Below are 18656 nucleotides of genomic sequence, written 5' to 3'. Positions count from 1 at the left end.
CACGGTCATATTCGATCCTTTCGCCGGACCCCGGTGCCGACCGGGACGGGGGCGGCGTGCGGCCCGCCGAGCGCGGCGGTAAAGATGTAACCCATGTCGGATCCAGTCGATGTGCCGATCGAAGACGAAGTCATTCGACTCGGGCAATTCCTGAAGCTGGCCAATCTCATCGACAGCGGGTCGGAGGCCAAGACCGTGATCGCCGCCGGACTCGTGCGCGTCAACGACGAGGTGGAACTACGGCGGGGCCGCCAGCTCCATGCCGGAGACGTGGTCGCACTCGCCGGCCACCGCGTGCGGGTGGCAGGCGGATAGTTCGGCAGGCGCGGGGCCGGCCGGCCCGGCGGCGATCGGCGACTCATTCCGCGCGGACGACGACCCCGTCGTGATCGCTGTAGAGCATCTCGCCCGGAACGAAGGTGACGCCGCCGAATTCGACCGGCACATCGCGTTCGCCGGATCCGGTCTGGGTACTCTTGCGCGGGTTGGTGCCCAGCGCCTTGATGCCGATGGGCAGGGTGCGCAGAATCGCCGAATCGCGGACGCCGCCGTTGATCACGACGCCGGACCAGCCGTTGTCGACTCCACGGCCGGCGATCACGTCACCGACGAGGGCGGTGTGAATGCTCGCGCCGCCGTCCACGACCAGCACACGTCCGTCACCGGGTTCGCTGAGAGTCTGCTTGACCAACAGATTGTCCTGGAAGCAGCGAATGGTGACGATGCGCCCGCTGAACACCGGATTGCCGCCGAACTGCGTGAATTGCGTATCGCAGCTACGAATCTCGGGGCCGATCTCGTCGGCGAGGTCGGCGGTTGCCACTAGGTTTGCTGAATCGGTCACGAAATAAGCTTGCCATGCGGGCGACGATCGGATCCTGAGACCTTCGCCGCGTGACGCGGGGCCGCCCGGTTCAGCTGTCGAGGGTGCGCTGATACTCCGCGATCTTGGTCGTCAGATTGTGGGTGGTGTGTTTGACCGACAGTTTGACGAACGGCTCGATGGTCTTGCCCAGCACCTTGCCCGCGAGTCCGCCCGGCACCCGGTATTCGACGATGGCGTCCACCGTGCAGTCGCGGTCGCCGCGGGGATGGAACAGGAAGGTCGATTCGATCTCGAATCCGGTCACGGCCTTCACCGAGATCGCGACGTTCTTCTCCCAGCGCACGATCTCCAACCGCGAGGTCAGCGAGGCGGGGCCCAGTTTGATCTCGGTGTCGAACGTCGCGCCCAGCCCGGCCACCTGATCGGTGATCGGGCGGAAGGAATGGACCTCGGTGACGAATTCCGGCAGATGGCGATGGTCGTTGACGTAGTCGAACGCGGTCTCGGCCGGCGCGGCGCAATCGGCCACGATCTTCACTGCGGTCATGCGGTAACCGTAACGTGTTCCAGTCCGGCCCGGACCGGATGTAATTGCTATCACTCCAGTTCGGAGGCCTGTCCGGCCCGGGCTCGGACTCAGGCGGTCACCGCCAGCGTCGCCGCCAGGCCGAACACCGCGGCCATCACCACGACCTCGATCAGGGCGCGGCGCAGCGAGGAGTCCGCGGTCATCCGGTGGTCGGTGGCCACCGGAACCCAGCTGCGCCGCCACCACCAGCCGAGGCCGAGCAGCGCGACCGCCATCACCGTCTTCGCCAGCAGGATGCGGCCGTATCCGGTATCGACCAGGGCGGCCGGACCGCCGACCCGGACCAGCCCGTTCACCACGCCGGTCACCGTCACCGCGGCCACCGCGGGCAGCGCCCAGCCGGAATAGCGTGGCAGGATCACCGCCCACTCACCGCGGGTGCGCACGACCAGCGCCAGCGCCAGCAGCAGGCCGAACCAGACGGCGGCGGCCAGGGCGTGGACCGCAGCCAGCACCGATCCCAGCGTCTGCTGTGACATATGGCCGGTGATCGGGCGCAGCACCAGCGTCACCGCGGCGAAGACCAGCACCAGGTCGGCGGTCGCGCGGTCCGGTCGCCGGAAGGCCAGCGTGCTGTAGCAGGCGACGGCCGCGGTGCCGATCAGCACGGCGATGCCGATCTGGCCCCCGCTGACATGCGTGAGGTAGTCGCCGAAATCGCCGGCGCGCAACCGGGTGAGCGGTACCCCCACCACCTCGGCGGCCTCGGTGGCCAGCAGGACGAATTCAGCCACCGCCCAGAGGCCGCCGAAGACGGCCAGCAGCCGCCACGCGGGCCGCAGCCGGTCGTGCAGGCGCGGCAGCGCGGCCAGGCCGAGAACCGTCGCGCCCAGCCCGTCGGCCAGAGTGCGCACCGGCGCCTCGGCTTGTACCGGATCGGGTGCGGCGAGCGCCCATCCGGCGGCGGCACCGAGGAGGGCGGCCGGGACGACCAGCAGCAGTGCGTAACGCAGTGCGGTCGATCTGCTGCCGGCCGTCCCCGGCCTCATGGTTTGCCGCCGCTGCCCGACCGTCGGGAGCGACCGCCGAACAGCGCGAACGCCAGTCCACCACCGAACAGCACGACCGCGGCCACGATGAACACCCACAGCGGCACGCCCCCGGAATCGCCGCCGCCGGAGTTGCCGCTCTTGGCATCGGCCTTGGGCCCCGGTGTGCCGTGGCCGGGCGTGGTCAGCTCGAAACTGCGGGTACCGCTGACCGGATGGCCGTCGGCGGAGGTGACCCGGTACGCCATCGTGTAGGTGCCGGCCGGGCCCAGGTCACCGACCTCGACGGTGACGGTCGGGCCGTCCACCACCGGCTTGCCCTTCGACCACAGATTTCCGTCCGGGCCGACGACGGTCAGCGACGGGAAACTCGGCTGCAGATTCTCGTTGAAGGTGACGCTCACCCGCGCGGGACCGGTCTCGACCTTCGCGCCGTCGGCGGGGTCGGTGGATACCACCGTCGAATGCGCGGCGGCCGGCCCGGCGACCGTGATCGTCAGTGCGCCCAGCGCCAGCGCGCCGACCAGGGCGAACACGATGCGGCGCATCATGAGCGCCGGCTCCGGATCAGGCTGCCGAGTCCGAGCGCGGCACCGAGGGCGCCGAGAACCAGTCCGATACCGCCCAGCCAGCGCGCGGTGTTGTCGGACTCGTCGCTGTCGGACTTGTCGGGGGCAGCGCTCGGCATACCGGCGTGATCGTCGTCGGATCCGGCGGCTCCCAGCGTGATGCTCGGAGCGGGATGCTCGGGTTCGTCACCGCCGGCGGGCATGGGCTCGCTCCAGTTGACGACCTTTCCGTCGCTGTAGGTCTGAGTGGCCGGGAAGTTGATCTTATCCTGCTTCGGCAGCGGCCCGACCGCGACGGCGAAGCGCTGGAACTGCTCGGGAGTGATGCCGGGAGTGCCCGGGTTGGCGGTCCAGGTGACGGAGGTGAACTGGTTCTTGTCGTTCTTCTCGGTCTTGGCGGTCCAGCCCGGAACGGGTTCGGTGCGAGCCGCGGACAGTTGCGGCAGCGCGACGGTCAGCTTGGTGGTGGACGCCGTCGCCGATTCGGTCGGCACGCGGAAGGTGATGACCGCGTAGCCGCCCTGGGCCGCGCCGGGCGCGTCGGCGGTGACGTGCGCGGCCGCGGTGCCGGAGGCGAGCAGGGCGAGACCGGCGGCGGCGCCCGTGGCGACCAGGGCGCGCGACAGTGAGGTGGACATAGTAAAGCTCACGGTGGGTGACTTTCTCGGTACTCGGCGAGATGCCGGAGGAATTGCCTGTGGTCGAGGATCGGTTCAGGCGAGTACCGGGGGTGCGCGGGAGCCGAGGGCGCCGGCGCTCCATTGCTGCCGCGCTTGCCGCGCGGAGGTCCGCCACCGGGGTGTGGCGATATCCACCGGCGGTTGCGGCCGGGTGGTGACGGCGCGGACCGATCGGGAGACCGCGGCATACAGCCGTTCCACGGCCACGATCAGCACCGCGCACACCACGGTGGCGAGGGTGTGCGCCAGTGTCATCCAGTTGTTCGGGAAGATCGAGATCAGCCCGGAAAGGCCGCTCCCGCACGATGTTTCACCGGGCCGATGAGCGGGCAGCAGACTCAGCGCGATATGCGAGACCGCCTGTCCGCCACCGAGTGCCGCCAGGATGCCGATCCGGCCACGCGCACCACCGGTGGGCGGCAGCATCGACGCGAAGGTTCCGGTGGCCGCCGCGCTCAGCAGCAGCAGCGCCAGCGTCGCCGAGCCGGGATAGCCGCCGTCGGCCCATCCGTGCGCGGCCACCGCGAGGACCACCACCGCCATACCGACCAGCCCGCCCCGCAGGCCATCGATGCCCGGCCGCCGGACCGCTCGCCGGTAAGGCGGAGATCCGGTTGTGGGCCGGGCACGATGCGGCATGGCGAGCGGTCGGTCAGTGCACGCCGAGGCGCGCGAGGATATCGGCTTCGACGCCGGCCAGTTCGTGCGAGATGGAGTTGTGCACCGCACGCCGGCGCGGCGCGGGCATCTGCTCGGCGGTGCGCACGGCAGCGGACAGGCTGGCGAGCCGGTCGCGGGTGGCGGCCACGAACTTCTGCGTCTCGCCGCTCTTGTCACCGGAGTTCTCGATACCGGCCAGGGTCGATTCGACACCGGTGATACGGGCCTGCAGGCGGGCGCCGTGGCCGGTGAAGTTGCCCAGTTCGCCGATGCCGATACCCAGTCGATGGGCGCGGCGGGTGTCGATCTGGCCGCGGATGAAGGTGGCGGCCCGGTAGGCCAGCGGCGCCAGCACCGGCACCAGCACGCGCGCCACGCCCAGATACTTCTTCACCTGGCTCGCCGTGAGCAGTTCGCGGTCGGCTCGTTCGGCGGTCTTGAGGGCGGCCTTCTCCTCCGCCTTCAAGGTCGCGATCTGAGCCTTCGCCACCTCGCGCTGGGTGCGGATCTCGGCGCGCTGGCGTTTGCGTTCGTTGCGGGCGCCGAGTTTGGCCTCCATCGCGGCCTTGTGCTTGAGGGCTTTCGCCTCGGCTTTGCGGTCCGCACGCCGCTTGCGCTTGGTGAACAACCCCATCGAAAGCCCTCCGTCACGAAGTTCCGTCATGCTGATATACCCACATGCCACACGGTTTGCGCCAACTGTAGCGGGATGCGGACCCGAGGGCGCCGCCGCGGCGGACGGTTCGCGGCGATCCGAGCTCCGGACGGCGGGAGTGCCGAGGTAGCGGCCCCGCGTACACCCAGCACGCAGGCGGTTCGCGGGAGTGTCGGAGGTAGGGACCATACTGCTTACCGTGTATTCGGGCAGCGGCGACCGGGACGGTCGCGAGGAGGACGGCGGAGGCGACGAGCGGCGGGCTGCTGCTCGCCGAACCGCCGTAGTGCCCGCCGAAGTGGAACGGGCGCAGCAGGTTTCGGCCGATACGGTGAATATCTCGACCCCCGCCGAGGCCGGTGAACATCCGCCGCGAATCGCCTACGTCGACGCGCGCGCACTGGTCGGCTGCCGGCATCGGCTGCATCTGGACGCCACCCATCCGGAACGGCTGCTCGGGGTGCCCGAGGACGCGGGTGTCAAACAGCGCCGCGACGCCGCCACCGCGCATCGCACCAAGGTCCGCGACACACTCGTCGCCGCCGACCCACAGGCGTGGGTGATCATCGATCCGGATCAGGCCGCGAGCGGTCGCGCCGAGGATACGCTGCGCGCGTGTTCGGAAGGGGCGCAGCGCATTTGGGGTGCGCTGCTGCCCCAGGAGCCCGATACCGGTCGTCGCGGCGGCTGCGAGATCCTGCTGCGCGACACCGATCGGGGCGGCTATATCCCGATCATCGTGGTCAACCACAAGGTGACCGATCCGCGCCAGCCCGATCCGGCCGATTTCCACCCCACCACCTCCGATCTGTACCACTGGGATCCGCGCCCCGACCGGCACGTCCGCGTCCGCACCCAGCCGCGAGACCAGCAGCGGCTGGCCCACCTCTACCGGATGTTGCAGCGGCACGGGCTGGCCAGTCCCGCCCTGGTCGGCGGGGCGATCGGCTATCACTTCGACCGGATCCTGGTGCACGACCTGGGTCCGGTGCTCGACGAGTACGACCGGCGTTATGCCGACCGCATCGCGGTGGTGCGCGGTGAGCTGCCGACCGTGCCGTCGAAGGTGCCCGAATGCCGGCAGTGCCCGTGGTGGACACGGGCGCCGATCGTCGAGCGAACGGGGATCACCGAACCTCCCGCGGTGAGCTGTGAGGGCTGGCTGGCGGACCATCGCGACGTCAGCCTCGTCGCACCCGGATCCCGCGCCGAACTGCTGCGCCGCCACGGCGTGCAGACCATCGACGATCTGGCCGAGTGGACCGCGGACGAACCCGAGGACTGGCAGTACGAGCCGTTCGCCGAGACGGTGGTGACCGCGCGCGCCTGGATCTCGGGCGCGCCGCTGGTCCGCCGCGTGGATCGGGTGCGGGTCACCCGGGCCGACGTCGAGGTCGACGTCGACCTGGAGAGCTATCAGGAATACGGCGCCTATCTGTGGGGCACCCTGCTCGACGGCGTGTATCGCCCCTTCTTCACCTGGGACCCGCTGCCGACCGCCGACGAGGCCCGCTCGTTCGCCGAATTCTGGACCTGGCTGATGGCGGTGCGCGCCGATGCGGCCGCGGCGGGCAAGACGTTCGCCGCCTACTGCTACTCGCGCACCGCCGAGGACAAGTGGCTCTACGAATCGGCGCGCCGCTTCGCCGGACGGCCCGGGGTACCCAGCGCGGACGAGGTCCGCGCCTTCGTCGACAGCCCGCAGTGGGTGGATATGTTCCAGGCGGTGTCGGAGCAGTTCATCTGCCCGAACGGCAAGGGGCTCAAGAAGATCGCTCCGGTCGCCGGATTCGGGTGGCGCGATCCCGAGGCCGGCGGCGAGGCGTCGATGAGCTGGTATCGCCTGGCGGTCGGCTACGACGGTGCGCCCGATCTGTCGCAGCGCACCCGGCTGCTGGAATACAACGAGGACGATGTGCGCGCGACCCAGGTGCTGCGCGAATGGATGGCGCCCGCGCAGCCCCGCGCGCACAGCGCCGATGCCGAGGTTCCCGCGATGACCGACTTTCGCGAGCCACCCGCGGTCCGTCGTAATATCTGCACGTGACCGATCACGTCGAACAACTGGAGTTTCAGGCCGAGACCCATCAGCTTCTGGAACTGATGATCCACTCGGTCTACTCGAACAAGGACACGTTCCTGCGGGAATTGATCTCGAACGCCTCCGACGCGCTGGACAAGCTCCGGCTCGAGTCGTTCCGGGACAAGGATCTCGAGGTCGACACCTCGGATCTGCATATCGAACTGGAGGTCGACAAGGACGCCCGGGTGCTGACCGTCCGCGACAACGGCATCGGCATGTCGCGCGCCGAGGTGGTCGACCTCATCGGAACCCTGGCCAAGTCCGGCACCGCCGAACTGCGTCGTCAGCTGCTGGAAATGAACGGAGCCGACGCCGATTCTCCGGGTCGCTCCGCGGGCTCCGCTCCCGCGGACCTCATCGGCCAGTTCGGTATCGGCTTCTACTCGACCTTCATGGTGGCCGACAAGGTCACGCTGACGACCCGCCGCGCGGGTGAGTCCGAGGGCACCCGCTGGGAGTCCGCGGCCGGCAGCTCGACCTACACCATCGAAACCCTCGACGAGGCGCCTCAGGGCACCGCGGTTTCGCTGCACCTGAAGTCCGCGGACGAGGACGATCACCTCTTCGATTACACGCAGGAGTGGAAGCTCCGCGAGATCGTCAAGAAGTACTCGGACTTCATCTCCTGGCCCATTCGGATGCAGGTGGAGCGCACCGTCACCGAGGGCGAGGGCGAGGAGAAGACCGAGAAGACCATCCTCGAGGAGCAGACGCTCAATTCCCAGAAGGCGCTGTGGACGCGCCCGCGCAGCGACGTCTCCGACGAGGAGTACAAGGAGTTCTACAAGCACGTCTCGCACGCCTGGGACGACCCGCTGGAGATCATTCCGCTCAAGGCCGAGGGCACGTTCGAATATCAGGCGCTGCTGTTCATCCCGTCGCACGCGCCGTTCGATCTGTTCATGCGCGAGCACAAGCGCGGGGTGCAGTTGTACGTGCGCCGCGTATTCATCATGGACAACTGCGAAGAGCTGATGCCGGAGTATCTGCGCTTCGTCAAGGGCGTGGTGGATGCGCAGGATCTCTCGCTCAACGTCTCGCGCGAGATTCTGCAGCAGGACCGGCAGATCCAGATGATCCGCAAGCGCCTGGTGCGCAAGGTGCTGTCGACGATCAAGGATATGCAGGGCGCCGAGTCGGCCGAATCCGGCGACGGCGACGCCACCGCGGAAGAGTCGAAGTACCGGACCTTCTGGAACGAATTCGGCCGAGTTCTCAAGGAGGGCCTGCTCTCCGACTTCGACAACCGCGAAACCATCCTGCAGGTCTCGTCTTTCGCCTCGACGCACTCGGATTCCGAGCCCACCACGCTCGCGCAGTACGTGGAGCGCATGGCCGAAGGCCAGGACAAGATCTACTACATGACCGGCGAATCCCGGCAGCAGATCGAGAATTCGCCGCATATGGAGGCGTTCGAGGCGAAGGGCCTCGAGGTGCTGATCCTCACCGATCCGGTCGACGAGATGTGGGTCGGCTCGGTGCCGGACTTCGACGGCAAGCCGTTCCAGTCGATCGCCAAGGGCGAAGTCGATCTGGAGACCGAGGAGGAGAAGAAGGCCTCCGAACAGCTGCGTGAGCAGCAGGAGAAGGATTTCGGCGATGTGCTGAAGTGGCTGCAGGAGACGCTGAGCGACAGCGTCAAGGAGGTCCGCCTGTCCTCCCGCCTGACCACCTCCCCGGCCTGTGTCGTCGGCGACGTCTTCGACTTCACCCCGCAGCTGGAGCGCATGTACCGGGCGTCCGGCCAGGCCCTGCCGGAATCCAAGCGAATTCTGGAACTCAACCCGGAGCACCCGCTGGTCACCGGACTGCGCGATGCGTACTCCGCGAACAAGGACACCGCCGAGGAGTCCGGAGAATTGGCCGCTACCGCCGAATTGCTCTACGGCACAGCGATTCTCGCCGAAGGTGGCGAATTGAAGGATCCGGCCCACTTCGCGCAACTGCTGGCGGACCGGCTCACGAAGACCGTCTGACCGCACCTCCGGAAACACGGTAAGGCTCGCACGGAAGTCCGTGCGAGCCTTATCCTTTCGGCGCGGTGCGCCGATGGCCGTGTCCTCAGTCGACGGTGCAGCCGGCGACCGGCTTGTCGTTCAGCCGATCGACCAGATACGAGATGGCGTTGTCGGTTCCGAACCCGTCGATGATTTCGGGTCCGAAGTGATTGGGCAGCGCCGCACCGGGCAGGATCGGCGGCAGAGTGTCGGTGCGGAACGTGACGGTCGCGCCGTGACCGCACCAGTCGCCGGCCAGCCGCCGGGCTTGGTCGTAGGGGACGGTGTCGTCGTTGATGCCGCTGGTGATCAGGACGGGCGCGCTCGGCGTGAGCGTGCCGATGCGCTGCCGATCCAGAATGTCGATGGCGGCCGGTACCTCGCGCAGGTTGTCCAGGATCGACCGGTGATCGGCCGTGAAATCACTGCCGTGCAGGAACGGGTGCTTCAGGATCACATCGCCGATGCACTCGTTCTGCAGATCCGCGAGCAGTTCCTGGGCCTGCGGCGTGACCCGCTTGTCCAGTTCGGGCTTCAGGTCCGGATAACGAGCCAGGAATCCGTTGAGGGCGTATCCGACCACGCCGCCGATCAGATTGCCGTCGATCTTCTGCAGGACCGCCGACAGATCGGCCACCGGCGCGCCCGCCCAGACGCCCTTGAGGTCCAGTTCGGGGGCGTAACTCGGCTGTAGTTCCGCCGCGGCCGCGGTCGCGCCGCCGCCCTGGGAATAGCCCCAGAAGGCCAGCGGTGTGCGCGGGCCGGTGCCGGAGAGCGCATTCGCGGCGCGCGCGGCATCGAGGACGGCGTGCGCCTCCTCGACGCGGTTGACGTAGGTATGGACGCCGGGGGTGCCGAGCCCGATGTAGTCGGTCACGAAGACCCGGGCGCCGAGCGAGTTCCAGGCCATGGCCGAGACGGCCTCCTGATTCGCGGAGACGCTCGGCGGCGTGATGTCGGCGTAGAGGCCGGTGGAGAAGGCCTCCGACGGCGCGCACTGATCGCCCTGACCGGAGGTGCCGGGCGCGATGACGACGGTCGGCCGCGGCCCGGTGCCCTGCCACGGGCGAGTCGCGTCGATGTAGGTGCCGCTGACCGCGACCGGCTCACCGTCCTGGGTCTGCGAGGTGTACATGACCTTCTGCGCGCTCACCGGCCATGGCCCGAGTCCGGGCGGTGCGATGAACACCGGCATCGGCTCGGTCTTGATCACCGATCCCGGCGCGGTCGCGAATTGCGCAGGGGGAGTGTAGAACTCGCTCACCGGGGTGGCGGTGGCGGTACCGGCGGCCACGCCACCGAGCGTCGCCCCCGCACACGCCGCGGCCCCGAGCGCCACGATCCGACGTATGCCCCCGCGGCGCCGTCTCGGCGATCCACTCGCCCTCGAGTCCTGTGCACTGCGATCCAACTTCATCGTTACGACCTGGCCTTATGAACTTACTTCCCAGTAGAATAGGCTTTAACATAGCCGTATTTCCCGCTGGGGAGAAATTCATCGTCAGCCGCCCCGAAACCGCGCCGCAAAAATTGTGGCCGTTCACAACCGTCGACCCGCCGGCCCCGAGCGCAGCCCACGGCCCGCGCAGCCGTTCGTCCACGAAATCGAAAGGCCGACACGGAATCCCGTGTCGGCCTCGAGCGCAATCGCGAGCCGGCGTCAGCGCGGCGCCATGCGCAGCGCACCGTCCATGCGGAAGGTCTCGCCGTTCAGGTAGTCGTGCTCGGTGATGTACTGCGCGAGCTGCGCGTACTCGTCCGGGCGGCCCAGGCGCGAGGGGAACGGCACACCGGCCTCGAGGCCCTTGCGGTACTCCTCGGTGACGCCGGCCAGCATCGGGGTGTCGATGATGCCGGGGGCGATGGTGTTGACGCGGATGCCGAACTGGGCCAGGTCGCGCGCGGCCGGAACGGTCATGCCGGCGACGCCGCCCTTGGAGGCGGAGTAGGCGATCTGGCCGATCTGGCCCTCGAACGCCGCCACCGACGCGGTGTTGATCACGACGCCGCGCTGGCCGTACTCGTCGACCGGCTCGGTCTTGGAGATGGCATCGGCGGCCAGGCGCATCACGTTGAAGGTGCCCAGCAGATTCACGGTGATCACGGTCCGGAACAGCTCCAGATCGTGCGGGCCGTTCTTGGACAGGATGCGTCCCGCCCAGCCCACACCGGCGCAGTTGACCACGATGCGCGGCGGCACACCGGATTCGACGACCTTCGCCACCGCGGCGGCGACCTCGTCGTTGCTGGTCACGTCGGTCGGGATCAGGGTGACACCGGCGGGGACGCTGTCGCCGGCCCGTTCGATCGACTGAGCCAGATCGAGACCGAATACGGTCGCACCCTGGTCGGCGAAGCGTTTTGCGGTCGCGGCGCCCAGACCGGACGCAGCTCCGGTGATGATCGCGGCGGAGCCCGAAATCTCCACGGTGTTTGGTCCTCTCGTTAGTGACGGCCCTATGGGTACTGGCCTTCCGTCAACAGCACCATATCGGGCGTGGGTGCGGTCACAGCCGGGGGTGCGCCGCGTGGGAAGCCGGCACCGCGCAGAATGGAAGACAACCAGCTAGTTTCGTTTGCGAACCGGTACGCGATCGATCGATGGAGTAACCACATGACCGCCTCGGCCCCCGCGGACCGCCGGCTCCCTCGGGGCCGGCACGGAATCCCACGGGAAACGGTCGTCCAGGACCAGCGCGACCGAATCCTCGCGGCGATGGCGGATGCGATGGCCGCGCACGGCTATGTGGGCACGTCGGTCGCGGCGGTGCTCAAGCGAGCGGGTGTGTCGCGGGAGACCTTCTACGAGCAGTTCCGCTCGAAAGAGGAATGTTTCGAGGCGGCCTACGAGCGAGCGGTGGAACTGCTGATCGCACGCATGCAGGACGCGCTGCCACCGGTCCCGGATCGGTCCGCCGGGACCGGCACCGGCGGCAGCGATTCCGCACGAAATCCTGCGCGCCGGCCCGATGCCCCGGCCGGCCCGCCGATCGGCGCCTTGCTCGACGCCTACCTCGACGGTCTGGCCTCCGAACCGGCCTATGCGCGCCTGTTCCTCGTCGAGGTCTACGCCGCGGGGCCCAAGGCGATCGCGCGGCGCGCGGAACTGCAGGAATCGTTCGTCTCGCTCGTCGCGGACATTCTCGACGCCCGCACCGATCAGCAGCGCTTCGCGTGCCGCACCATGGTGGCCGCCCTCAGCGCCATGGTGACAGCCCACGTCGCGGCCGATGATCTGGACGGGCTGCGCGAGTTGCGCGAGCCCATGCTCGAGTTGGTCCGCCGCAGCGGCGATCTGTTCGGCGGTGTGCCCGCAGACCCCGGCGCCCTCGATCGCACCGATCCGCGGGAGCATTTCGATCCCTGGTGACCACCGCGGGATGCCGACTCAGTCGAGGCAGAATTCGTTGCCCTCCGGATCGGCCATCACGATATGCCCGTTGCCCAGCGGGGGAGCGGGTTCGTGGCGCTGCAGCCTGGTCGCGCCGCGGGATACGAGCCGCTCGGCCTCGGCCTCCAAGGCCGCCATCCGTTCGTCGCCGCTGAGGCCCGGGGCCGCCCGCACATCCAGGTGTACGCGGTTCTTGGCCTGTTTGCCCTCGGGCACCCGCTGGAAGAACAGCCGCGGACCGGCGCCCTCGGGGTCGATCAGCGCCGAAGCGTCGTTGCGCCGTTCGGGCGGCACATTCATGGCCGCCAGCGCCTCGTCCCAGGTCCGGAATCCGGGTGGTGGATCCTGCAGCCGGTAGCCGAGGGCGTCGGCCCAGAACTCGGCCAATGTCGCGGGATCGCCGCAGTCGAAGGTGATCTGGACATCGCGGGCCATCAGCTCGCCTCCTGTCGGTTCCGGTGCAGGTAGAGGTCGCGCAGCAGGCAGACCTCCGCCAGATGGTGGATCAGTTCGCGATGGATGTGCAAAACCAGTGCCGAGAGCGGGAGTTCGGCATAGGGCCCCTCGGCCGCACCGCACGGACGGTCGAGGCCGTCTTCGCCCAGCGATTCGATGCCGCCCAGCCAGGTGGCATATTCCGAATCGAGTTGGGCCAGTGCTTCTTTCGCGGTCTCGGCGTACTCGAACGAATAGTAGTCGGTGGCCGCGCGCCCGAAGTGCGCGGCGTTGCGCACGGCGAGTACGCCGACGATCACATGGCCGAGCCGCCACGCGATCGTCGTGAACGGCGCGGGCTCCGGCGGCGGGAAGGCGAAGTCGATGGTCATCGCACCGGAACCACCCTGGATCGGTGCGCTGCCGGCGCCGCGCGGGTGCAGGTTCCAGCAGCCGGGCACGGGTTCCCAGAAGTACTCGTCGTCGGTGAGCCCGTCGAGCCGGGGCCGGAGTTGGTTGGTCCAGTGCCAGTCGATCTGCTCGCGCAGCAGTTTGTTCCAGTCGGTCATGGACACAGCTTCGCGCGAATAGCGGACAGAAACCTTCCGCAATCTGTGCCACCATGAGCACATGACCGTCGAGGCGACTACCGAACGGGTGCTGCGGCTGCTGGCCCTGCTGCAACGGCGGCCGTCGTGGACGGCCACCGAACTGGCCGCCGAGCTGGGCGTCACCGATCGTTCGGTGCGCCGCGACGTCGAGCGTCTGCGCGCGATCGGTTATCCCGTCCAGGCCACGGCCGGTGTCGGCGGGGGATACCAACTCGGCGCGGGTAAGCGGCTGCCGCCGCTGCTGCTCGACGACGAGGAGGCCATCGCCACCGCGGTGTCGCTGCGCCTGGCCACCGGAGGAACCGTCGCGGGCGCGGGTGAGGCGGCGCTGCGGGCGCTCACGAAGCTCGATCAGGTGATGCCGCCCCGATTGCGGGCCGAGGTGCGCGCGGTCCACGACGCGACCGAGACCATGGCCGGTCCGGGAATCGAGATCGACGCCGAGTTGCTGATGACGCTCGCCCGGGCCTGCCGGGACGCCGTCCGGGTCCGCTTCCACTACGCCGGCCGCACCGGGGCCGCCGGTGAACGCACCGTCGAACCGGTCCGCATGGTCACCACCGGCCAGCGCTGGTATCTCATGGCCCGCGATGTGGACCGCGACGACTGGCGCACCTTCCGCCTCGACCGCATGCGGGAGGTGCAGGCCACGACCTGGCGTTTCCGTCCCCGCGACCATCCGGACCCGGTCGGCTACGTCCAGCGATCGGTGACCGAGGCGCCGTACCGCCACCTCGCCCGAATCCGTGTGCACGCCGACTCCGCCCGGGTGCGCGACCTGATTCCGCCCCAGGTCGGCCGCGTCGAAGACGATCGCGACGGCTGGTCGGTATTGACGGTGGCCGGCGACGACCTCGACTCGCTCGCGGTCCGCATCGTGCGCCTGGGTTTCGAGGTCGACGTCGTCGAGCCGCCGGAATTGCGGGAGGCCGCGGCCCGTCTGGCCCGCGATCTGTCGGCGATAGCCGAACCGGGCCGGGCCGCCGGCCGCTCAGCGCCCCTGCAGTGAATGCGGTTCCGCCGGCTCCTCCTCGGGCCGATCCGGGCGCCCGAGCAGGCCCCACACCGCACCGCCGAGCAGCGGCACGACGGCCGCGAGCGAGTATTCGCCGAGTTTGCCCAGGTCCGGCGCCACCGCGCCGAGCAGGGTGGCGGCACCGATGTAGAGGAACAGCAGGCCGGAAGCGACCGCGACCGCTCGTTCCGGAATGTGCTTGCCCACCGTGATGCCGATCGCGATGGCGAGACCGCCGGCCGCGACCATGCCCGCGACCGAACCCGCCCAGACGGCCACCCAGTTGTGATTGGACGCCAGCGCGATGGTGGCGAACATGGTCCGATCGCCGAGTTCGGCGAGCAGGAACGACGAGATCACGATGAGGAAGGCGCGGCCGGCGGAGGTGGGGCCGGTGGGTACGGGTTCGTCGGGATCGGGTTCCTCGTGCCGGGACGCCCATAGCGTCCACACACCGACCGCCAGCAGGATGATGCCGGTGCAGAGTGCGATCAACTCGGTGGGCAGGGCAGCTCCGAGGAAATGTCCTACGCCGACGGCGATCACATTCACCAGCACGCTCGCGACGGTGATACCGCCCAGCACGATCCACCAGCGGTAACGCAGAGCGAAGGTCAAGGCCATCAGCTGCGATTTGTCGCCGAGTTCGGCGACGAAGAGCACGCCGAAGCTCAGTAGTATCGCGGCGATCATTATCGGCTCCCAGGTCTCCGGCGTATCGGCCGAAGACGGGCGCCCTCAGCCGACCACGCCGCATGAACGGTGTGTCGTCGGCCGAAGGTCTCGTCCACCGGAAAACCGGTTCGCATGGCCGGATCCGTCCAGCGGATCAGTATGTCGACCATGCGATTGCGGGCTACTCCCCTTCGCTGTATCTCAGCTTACCCTTACCCCTACCCGGCTGCCAACTCCCTGTTGCCGAAATCGCAATGCGCGCAATAAGTTTGGCGATGCGGCCGAAAAGTTTCGGGTACCCGTCGAAGGGGTTTCGCCGGGGCTGGGCACCTCGTTCGGACCGCCGTGTCGCGGGTGGGAAGGGGCGTCGTGGACCTCAGGCGGCGAGCAGCATGGCCAGCACCGCGGTATCGGGATCCGAGATCGGATCCACGCCCACGCGGCTGACCATGGAGGTGACGGTGCCGTCGAGTTCGGCCTCCACCCACGCCGCCCGGTGCGCCAGCCCCAGATGCGGAACGCCCGGCAGCAGAACGCATCCCGACGCGGCGCCGACACATTCGGGTAGCGACGGATTCGTCTCGGAGGGCGGATGCAACATCATCAGCGCGGGCGGCACATGATCGGCGAAGCGCCCCGGCTCGATCGCTTCCTCGCCCAATACCGGCCCCTCGGCCACCACCAGTCCGACGGTGCCCGGATGAGGGTCGTCGGGCAGTTCTTCGCGCGCCCCGAAGACCGTCGTGGTGGTCAGCAGGCCGGGCAGGCTCGCCACCCGCACCGCGAGCGCCAGCAGTTGCGCCCATTCCTTGGTCGTATCGGGCCAGCGCCCGGAGATCACGAAGCCACGCAGCAGGCCGCGGGCCTGGAACGGCGTGACCCCGACCGGATTGTTCGTACGCATCGGATGCCTCCCGAACTGTCAACGGGGGCGGCTCCGCGGTGAGCGAGCCCGTCCTCGGCCTATCGTGCGATAGGAGTACCCGAGAATGACTCGAACAATGTCTGGCACACAAGTACCAGAGAGTGCTAAATCGCAGGTAACACGGTCGAAACACGGCCCCGAACGCAACTCAGGCCATACCGGAACGGTATGGCCTGAGTACGCGGAGAGGCGGATCGGCTCAGCCGAAGATGAGGCCCTTGCCCTGAGCGACGGCCTTGGCGAAGCGCTCCTGCACGTCGGCCCAGTTGACGACGTTCCAGAACGCCTTCACGTAGTCGGCCTTGACGTTCTTGTACTGCAGGTAGAAGGCGTGCTCCCACATGTCGACCTGCAGCAGCGGAATGATGCCGAGCGGCACGTTGGCCTGCTGGTCGTACAGCTGGAAGGTCAGCAGCTTCTGGCCGAGGGTGTCGTAACCCAGCACGGCCCAGCCCGAACCCTGCAGGCCGTTGGCGGCAGCGGTGAACTGCGCGCGGAACTTGTCGAACGATCCGAACTGGTCGTCGATCGCGGCGGCCAGGTCCCCGACCGGCTTGTCGCCGCCGTTGGGGGACAGGTTCTTCCACCAGATCGAGTGGTTCACGTGACCACCGAGGTGGAAGGCCAGGTTCTTCTCGTGCAGGAAGATCGCGCCGTGGTCCTCGGCCTCGCGCGCGGCTTCCAGCTTCTCGAGCGCGGTGTTGACGCCGGCGACGTATGCGGCGTGATGCTTCGAGTGGTGAATCTCGTTGATCTGCCCGGAGATGTGAGGCTCCAAGGCGCCGTAGTCGTAATCCAGATCTGGCAGCGTGTACTCAGCCACGATGTCCCTTCCTCATGATGTCGGCGCGTGTACCCGGTCTTGTCGAGCACACCAACCTTCATTCGTACACCCGCTCGATGCAACCGGGTCCGGTCCACCCTAGATTCCCACGGCCCGAAATCGACTGTGCGGCCAGGATCGAGGGCGCATGCCCGAGATATGCCCCGGCTCGGAGATTTATTCACGCTGAACGCATGTCGGCGCACATTTCGCGTGGATCCCGATACCGGGTTCCGCCACTTCGGCGGCGCGATCCGGGCCTACATCGGCGGTGCGACGTCGGGCAGCATGGTGCGCGGATCGCACGAGTCGTGTGCCTCCCACCAGCGCCGCGCGCCGGCCGCGAATTCGTCGAGACCGACCAGACTTCCGTCGGCGGTCTCGATGGTGACGTCCTCGAACCAGACCCGCACATCCAGTTCGCGGGGATCGGTGCCCTCCTGCTGGGAGAACTCGAGGACGTGGGCAGGGGTCCGATCGCTGATCGTGGTGTCGAAGCTCAGCAGCTCGCGCCACAGCGCCCAGCCGCTGTCGTCGACGTCGATGAAATCCCAGCCGTGCAGGGCGCCGCCGCCGAATCCGGCGATGGCGTCCCCGAGGGTGTCGAGGGTGAGGGGGAAGATATGCGGTTCCAGATCATCCCAGCGCTGCTGGCGCAGGGATGCCGCGACCCGGCTGACCCCGGACAGTGTGAGCGACACCCGGCCGTCGGCGGGCTGCCCGTCACCGGGGAGGGTGAGCACCTCCAGTTCGATTCGAAGTCGTGCGTCCGCGGCGTCGACCACGAGTCCGAGACAGGTCGCCTCGGCGAGTGCGGTGTTGAGCCCGGCCGTATCCAATCCGTCGAGTAACGCCCTGCTCGCGTCCATAGCGTCAGGCTACCGATTCCCCGCCGTCGAGCTCGGTATTTCGGTTTCTCGCTAGTGTTGTCGGTTTTTTGCCGGAGAGAGGGAACCGATCGGTCAGACGGCCCGTCCAAGTATGTGTCGGGTTCTCGTAGCGGCCGGTCATACGCCGTTGACCAGCGCAGAGGCCCGCAGGCGGCGGCGGGGGCCGCTCCGGGACGAGGAGGGGAGTCCCGGAGCGGCCCCCGTTCCGTTTTCCCGAATCGGATGATGCGAACCGACCGGTCTCGCAAGTCGCAACCTGTGGATGAGGTTGTGGATTATGTGGATAACTGGGGGTGAGATATACACAGGTCGGTTTGCCCGGGGTGTGCGGCACGGTATCGACGGCCGGAACAAACCTGGAGTTCACCCGGGCGATCGACTGCCGGGTCTCCCCGCCGATCCGGGGGACATGGCAGGATCGTCCATTGTGACGAGCTCCGAAATCCCCTCGGTGCCGGTCCAGGATCTGCCTGCCGAATTCGACGCCGCACCGTCGGCGGGTGCCGGATCCGGTACCGGCGCCCCGTCCGCGATCCTGCTCGATGTCCGCGAAGCCGACGAATGGCAGCTCGGCCACGCGCCGGCCGCGCTGCACATCCCGATGGTCGACGTGCCCGCACGCCTGGACGAACTGGACTACGACGCCGAGATCTACGTGGTCTGCCGGCAGGGCGGGCGCTCGATCGAGGTCGCCAAATATCTGGCGTACGTGGGATTCGAGGTCTACCAGGTCGTCGGTGGCATGGTCGCCTGGCAGCAGGCCGGACGCCCACTGAGCACCCCGGGCGATCACGAGGCGAAAATCTACTGACGAGCCGTCGAACACCACGAGCGCAACCGCAC

At 68.2% G+C, this 18656-nt stretch carries 21 protein-coding genes; 6 read left to right on the top strand and 15 right to left on the bottom strand.

Annotated elements, in window-relative coordinates; all coding sequences use genetic code 11:
* The first annotated feature begins 93 nt into the window (after positions 1-93).
* On the top strand, positions 94-315 hold the full coding sequence (locus A5780_RS11285; RefSeq protein WP_030516732.1) for an RNA-binding S4 domain-containing protein: 222 nt from the start codon (positions 94-96) through the stop codon (positions 313-315).
* Between the two features lie 43 nt (positions 316-358).
* Here the strand turns inward: A5780_RS11285 and rraA are convergent, their stop codons facing one another.
* The 7 genes from rraA to A5780_RS11250 all read right to left on the bottom strand — a co-directional run bounded on the left by rraA (position 359) and on the right by A5780_RS11250 (position 4947).
* The gene (rraA, locus tag A5780_RS11280) at positions 359-844 is read right to left on the bottom strand and encodes a ribonuclease E activity regulator RraA (protein ID WP_030516733.1); all 486 of its coding nucleotides are present in this window, start codon (positions 842-844) and stop codon (positions 359-361) included.
* Positions 845-914: 70 nt separating this feature from the next.
* Positions 915-1373, bottom strand: coding sequence for an SRPBCC family protein (locus tag A5780_RS11275; protein WP_063015305.1), 459 nt, complete (start codon positions 1371-1373; stop codon positions 915-917).
* A gap of 89 nt (positions 1374-1462) precedes the next feature.
* Complete coding sequence (locus tag A5780_RS11270; protein WP_064902485.1) at positions 1463-2404, bottom strand: CopD family protein; 942 nt, start codon at positions 2402-2404, stop codon at positions 1463-1465.
* Positions 2401-2955: a copper resistance CopC family protein gene (locus A5780_RS11265; protein WP_082857247.1), complete on the bottom strand. Its 555-nt coding sequence runs from the start codon at positions 2953-2955 to the stop codon at positions 2401-2403. The genes A5780_RS11270 and A5780_RS11265 overlap by 4 nt, the downstream gene beginning before the upstream one ends.
* On the bottom strand, positions 2952-3611 hold the full coding sequence (locus A5780_RS11260; protein WP_064908375.1) for a YcnI family protein: 660 nt from the start codon (positions 3609-3611) through the stop codon (positions 2952-2954). The genes A5780_RS11265 and A5780_RS11260 overlap by 4 nt, the downstream gene beginning before the upstream one ends.
* 75 nt (positions 3612-3686) lie before the next feature.
* Positions 3687-4196: a hypothetical protein gene (locus A5780_RS11255; RefSeq protein ID WP_063016494.1), complete on the bottom strand. Its 510-nt coding sequence runs from the start codon at positions 4194-4196 to the stop codon at positions 3687-3689.
* Positions 4197-4305: 109 nt separating this feature from the next.
* Positions 4306-4947 (bottom strand): DUF6474 family protein, encoded by a 642-nt coding sequence (locus tag A5780_RS11250; RefSeq protein ID WP_030516739.1) that lies wholly within the window; start codon positions 4945-4947, stop codon positions 4306-4308.
* 397 nt (positions 4948-5344) lie between these two features.
* Here A5780_RS11250 and A5780_RS11245 point away from each other — a divergent pair, with 397 nt between their 5' ends.
* On the top strand, positions 5345-7015 hold the full coding sequence (locus A5780_RS11245; protein ID WP_063016504.1) for a TM0106 family RecB-like putative nuclease: 1671 nt from the start codon (positions 5345-5347) through the stop codon (positions 7013-7015).
* Positions 7012-9027: a molecular chaperone HtpG gene (htpG, locus tag A5780_RS11240; RefSeq protein ID WP_064908374.1), complete on the top strand. Its 2016-nt coding sequence runs from the start codon at positions 7012-7014 to the stop codon at positions 9025-9027. The genes A5780_RS11245 and htpG overlap by 4 nt, the downstream gene beginning before the upstream one ends.
* An 85-nt stretch (positions 9028-9112) precedes the next feature.
* Here htpG and A5780_RS11235 read toward each other — a convergent pair whose 3' ends face one another.
* Positions 9113-10465 (bottom strand): lipase family protein, encoded by a 1353-nt coding sequence (locus A5780_RS11235; protein WP_063016489.1) that lies wholly within the window; start codon positions 10463-10465, stop codon positions 9113-9115.
* A gap of 243 nt (positions 10466-10708) precedes the next feature.
* Positions 10709-11476: an SDR family NAD(P)-dependent oxidoreductase gene (locus tag A5780_RS11230; protein WP_030516743.1), complete on the bottom strand. Its 768-nt coding sequence runs from the start codon at positions 11474-11476 to the stop codon at positions 10709-10711.
* A gap of 186 nt (positions 11477-11662) precedes the next feature.
* Between A5780_RS11230 and A5780_RS11225 the strand changes: the two genes are divergently transcribed.
* Positions 11663-12418 (top strand): TetR/AcrR family transcriptional regulator, encoded by a 756-nt coding sequence (locus tag A5780_RS11225; protein WP_064908373.1) that lies wholly within the window; start codon positions 11663-11665, stop codon positions 12416-12418.
* Between the two features lie 18 nt (positions 12419-12436).
* On the opposite strand, the gene A5780_RS11220 is transcribed toward A5780_RS11225, so the two are convergent.
* Positions 12437-12874 carry a VOC family protein gene (locus A5780_RS11220; RefSeq protein WP_064908372.1) on the bottom strand — a complete coding sequence of 146 codons (438 nt, stop codon included), beginning with the start codon at positions 12872-12874 and terminating at the stop codon, positions 12437-12439.
* Complete coding sequence (locus tag A5780_RS11215) at positions 12874-13443, bottom strand: DinB family protein (protein ID WP_064908371.1); 570 nt, start codon at positions 13441-13443, stop codon at positions 12874-12876. Before A5780_RS11215 ends, A5780_RS11220 begins: the two co-directional genes overlap by 1 nt.
* Before the next feature lie 61 nt (positions 13444-13504).
* On the opposite strand from A5780_RS11215, the gene A5780_RS11210 reads away from it, so the two are divergent.
* Positions 13505-14494 carry a YafY family protein gene (locus A5780_RS11210; RefSeq protein WP_064908370.1) on the top strand — a complete coding sequence of 330 codons (990 nt, stop codon included), beginning with the start codon at positions 13505-13507 and terminating at the stop codon, positions 14492-14494.
* Here the strand turns inward: A5780_RS11210 and A5780_RS11205 are convergent.
* From A5780_RS11205 to A5780_RS11190, 4 genes are all read right to left on the bottom strand, one after another.
* Positions 14477-15193, bottom strand: coding sequence for a TMEM165/GDT1 family protein (locus A5780_RS11205; protein ID WP_064902478.1), 717 nt, complete (start codon positions 15191-15193; stop codon positions 14477-14479). The two genes, A5780_RS11210 and A5780_RS11205, sit on opposite strands and share 18 nt — an antisense overlap.
* Positions 15194-15551: 358 nt before the next feature.
* Entirely contained in the window at positions 15552-16079 is a 528-nt protein-coding gene (locus A5780_RS11200) for a hypothetical protein (protein ID WP_030516749.1), read from the bottom strand.
* Between the two features lie 220 nt (positions 16080-16299).
* Positions 16300-16923 (bottom strand): superoxide dismutase, encoded by a 624-nt coding sequence (locus tag A5780_RS11195; RefSeq protein ID WP_030516750.1) that lies wholly within the window; start codon positions 16921-16923, stop codon positions 16300-16302.
* A gap of 260 nt (positions 16924-17183) precedes the next feature.
* Complete coding sequence (locus tag A5780_RS11190; protein WP_063016479.1) at positions 17184-17792, bottom strand: hypothetical protein; 609 nt, start codon at positions 17790-17792, stop codon at positions 17184-17186.
* Between the two features lie 448 nt (positions 17793-18240).
* Here A5780_RS11190 and A5780_RS11185 point away from each other — a divergent pair, with 448 nt between their 5' ends.
* Positions 18241-18624 (top strand): rhodanese-like domain-containing protein, encoded by a 384-nt coding sequence (locus A5780_RS11185; RefSeq protein ID WP_174555014.1) that lies wholly within the window; start codon positions 18241-18243, stop codon positions 18622-18624.
* Positions 18625-18656: the final 32 nt, after the last annotated feature.

This window comes from Nocardia sp. 852002-20019_SCH5090214 (assembly GCF_001665865.1).
In the GTDB taxonomy this organism is placed as follows: Bacteria; Actinomycetota; Actinomycetes; order Mycobacteriales; family Mycobacteriaceae; genus Nocardia; species Nocardia nova.
The sequence above is the reverse complement of the archived record's forward strand: the minus strand, read 5'-3'. Positions and strand labels throughout refer to the sequence as shown.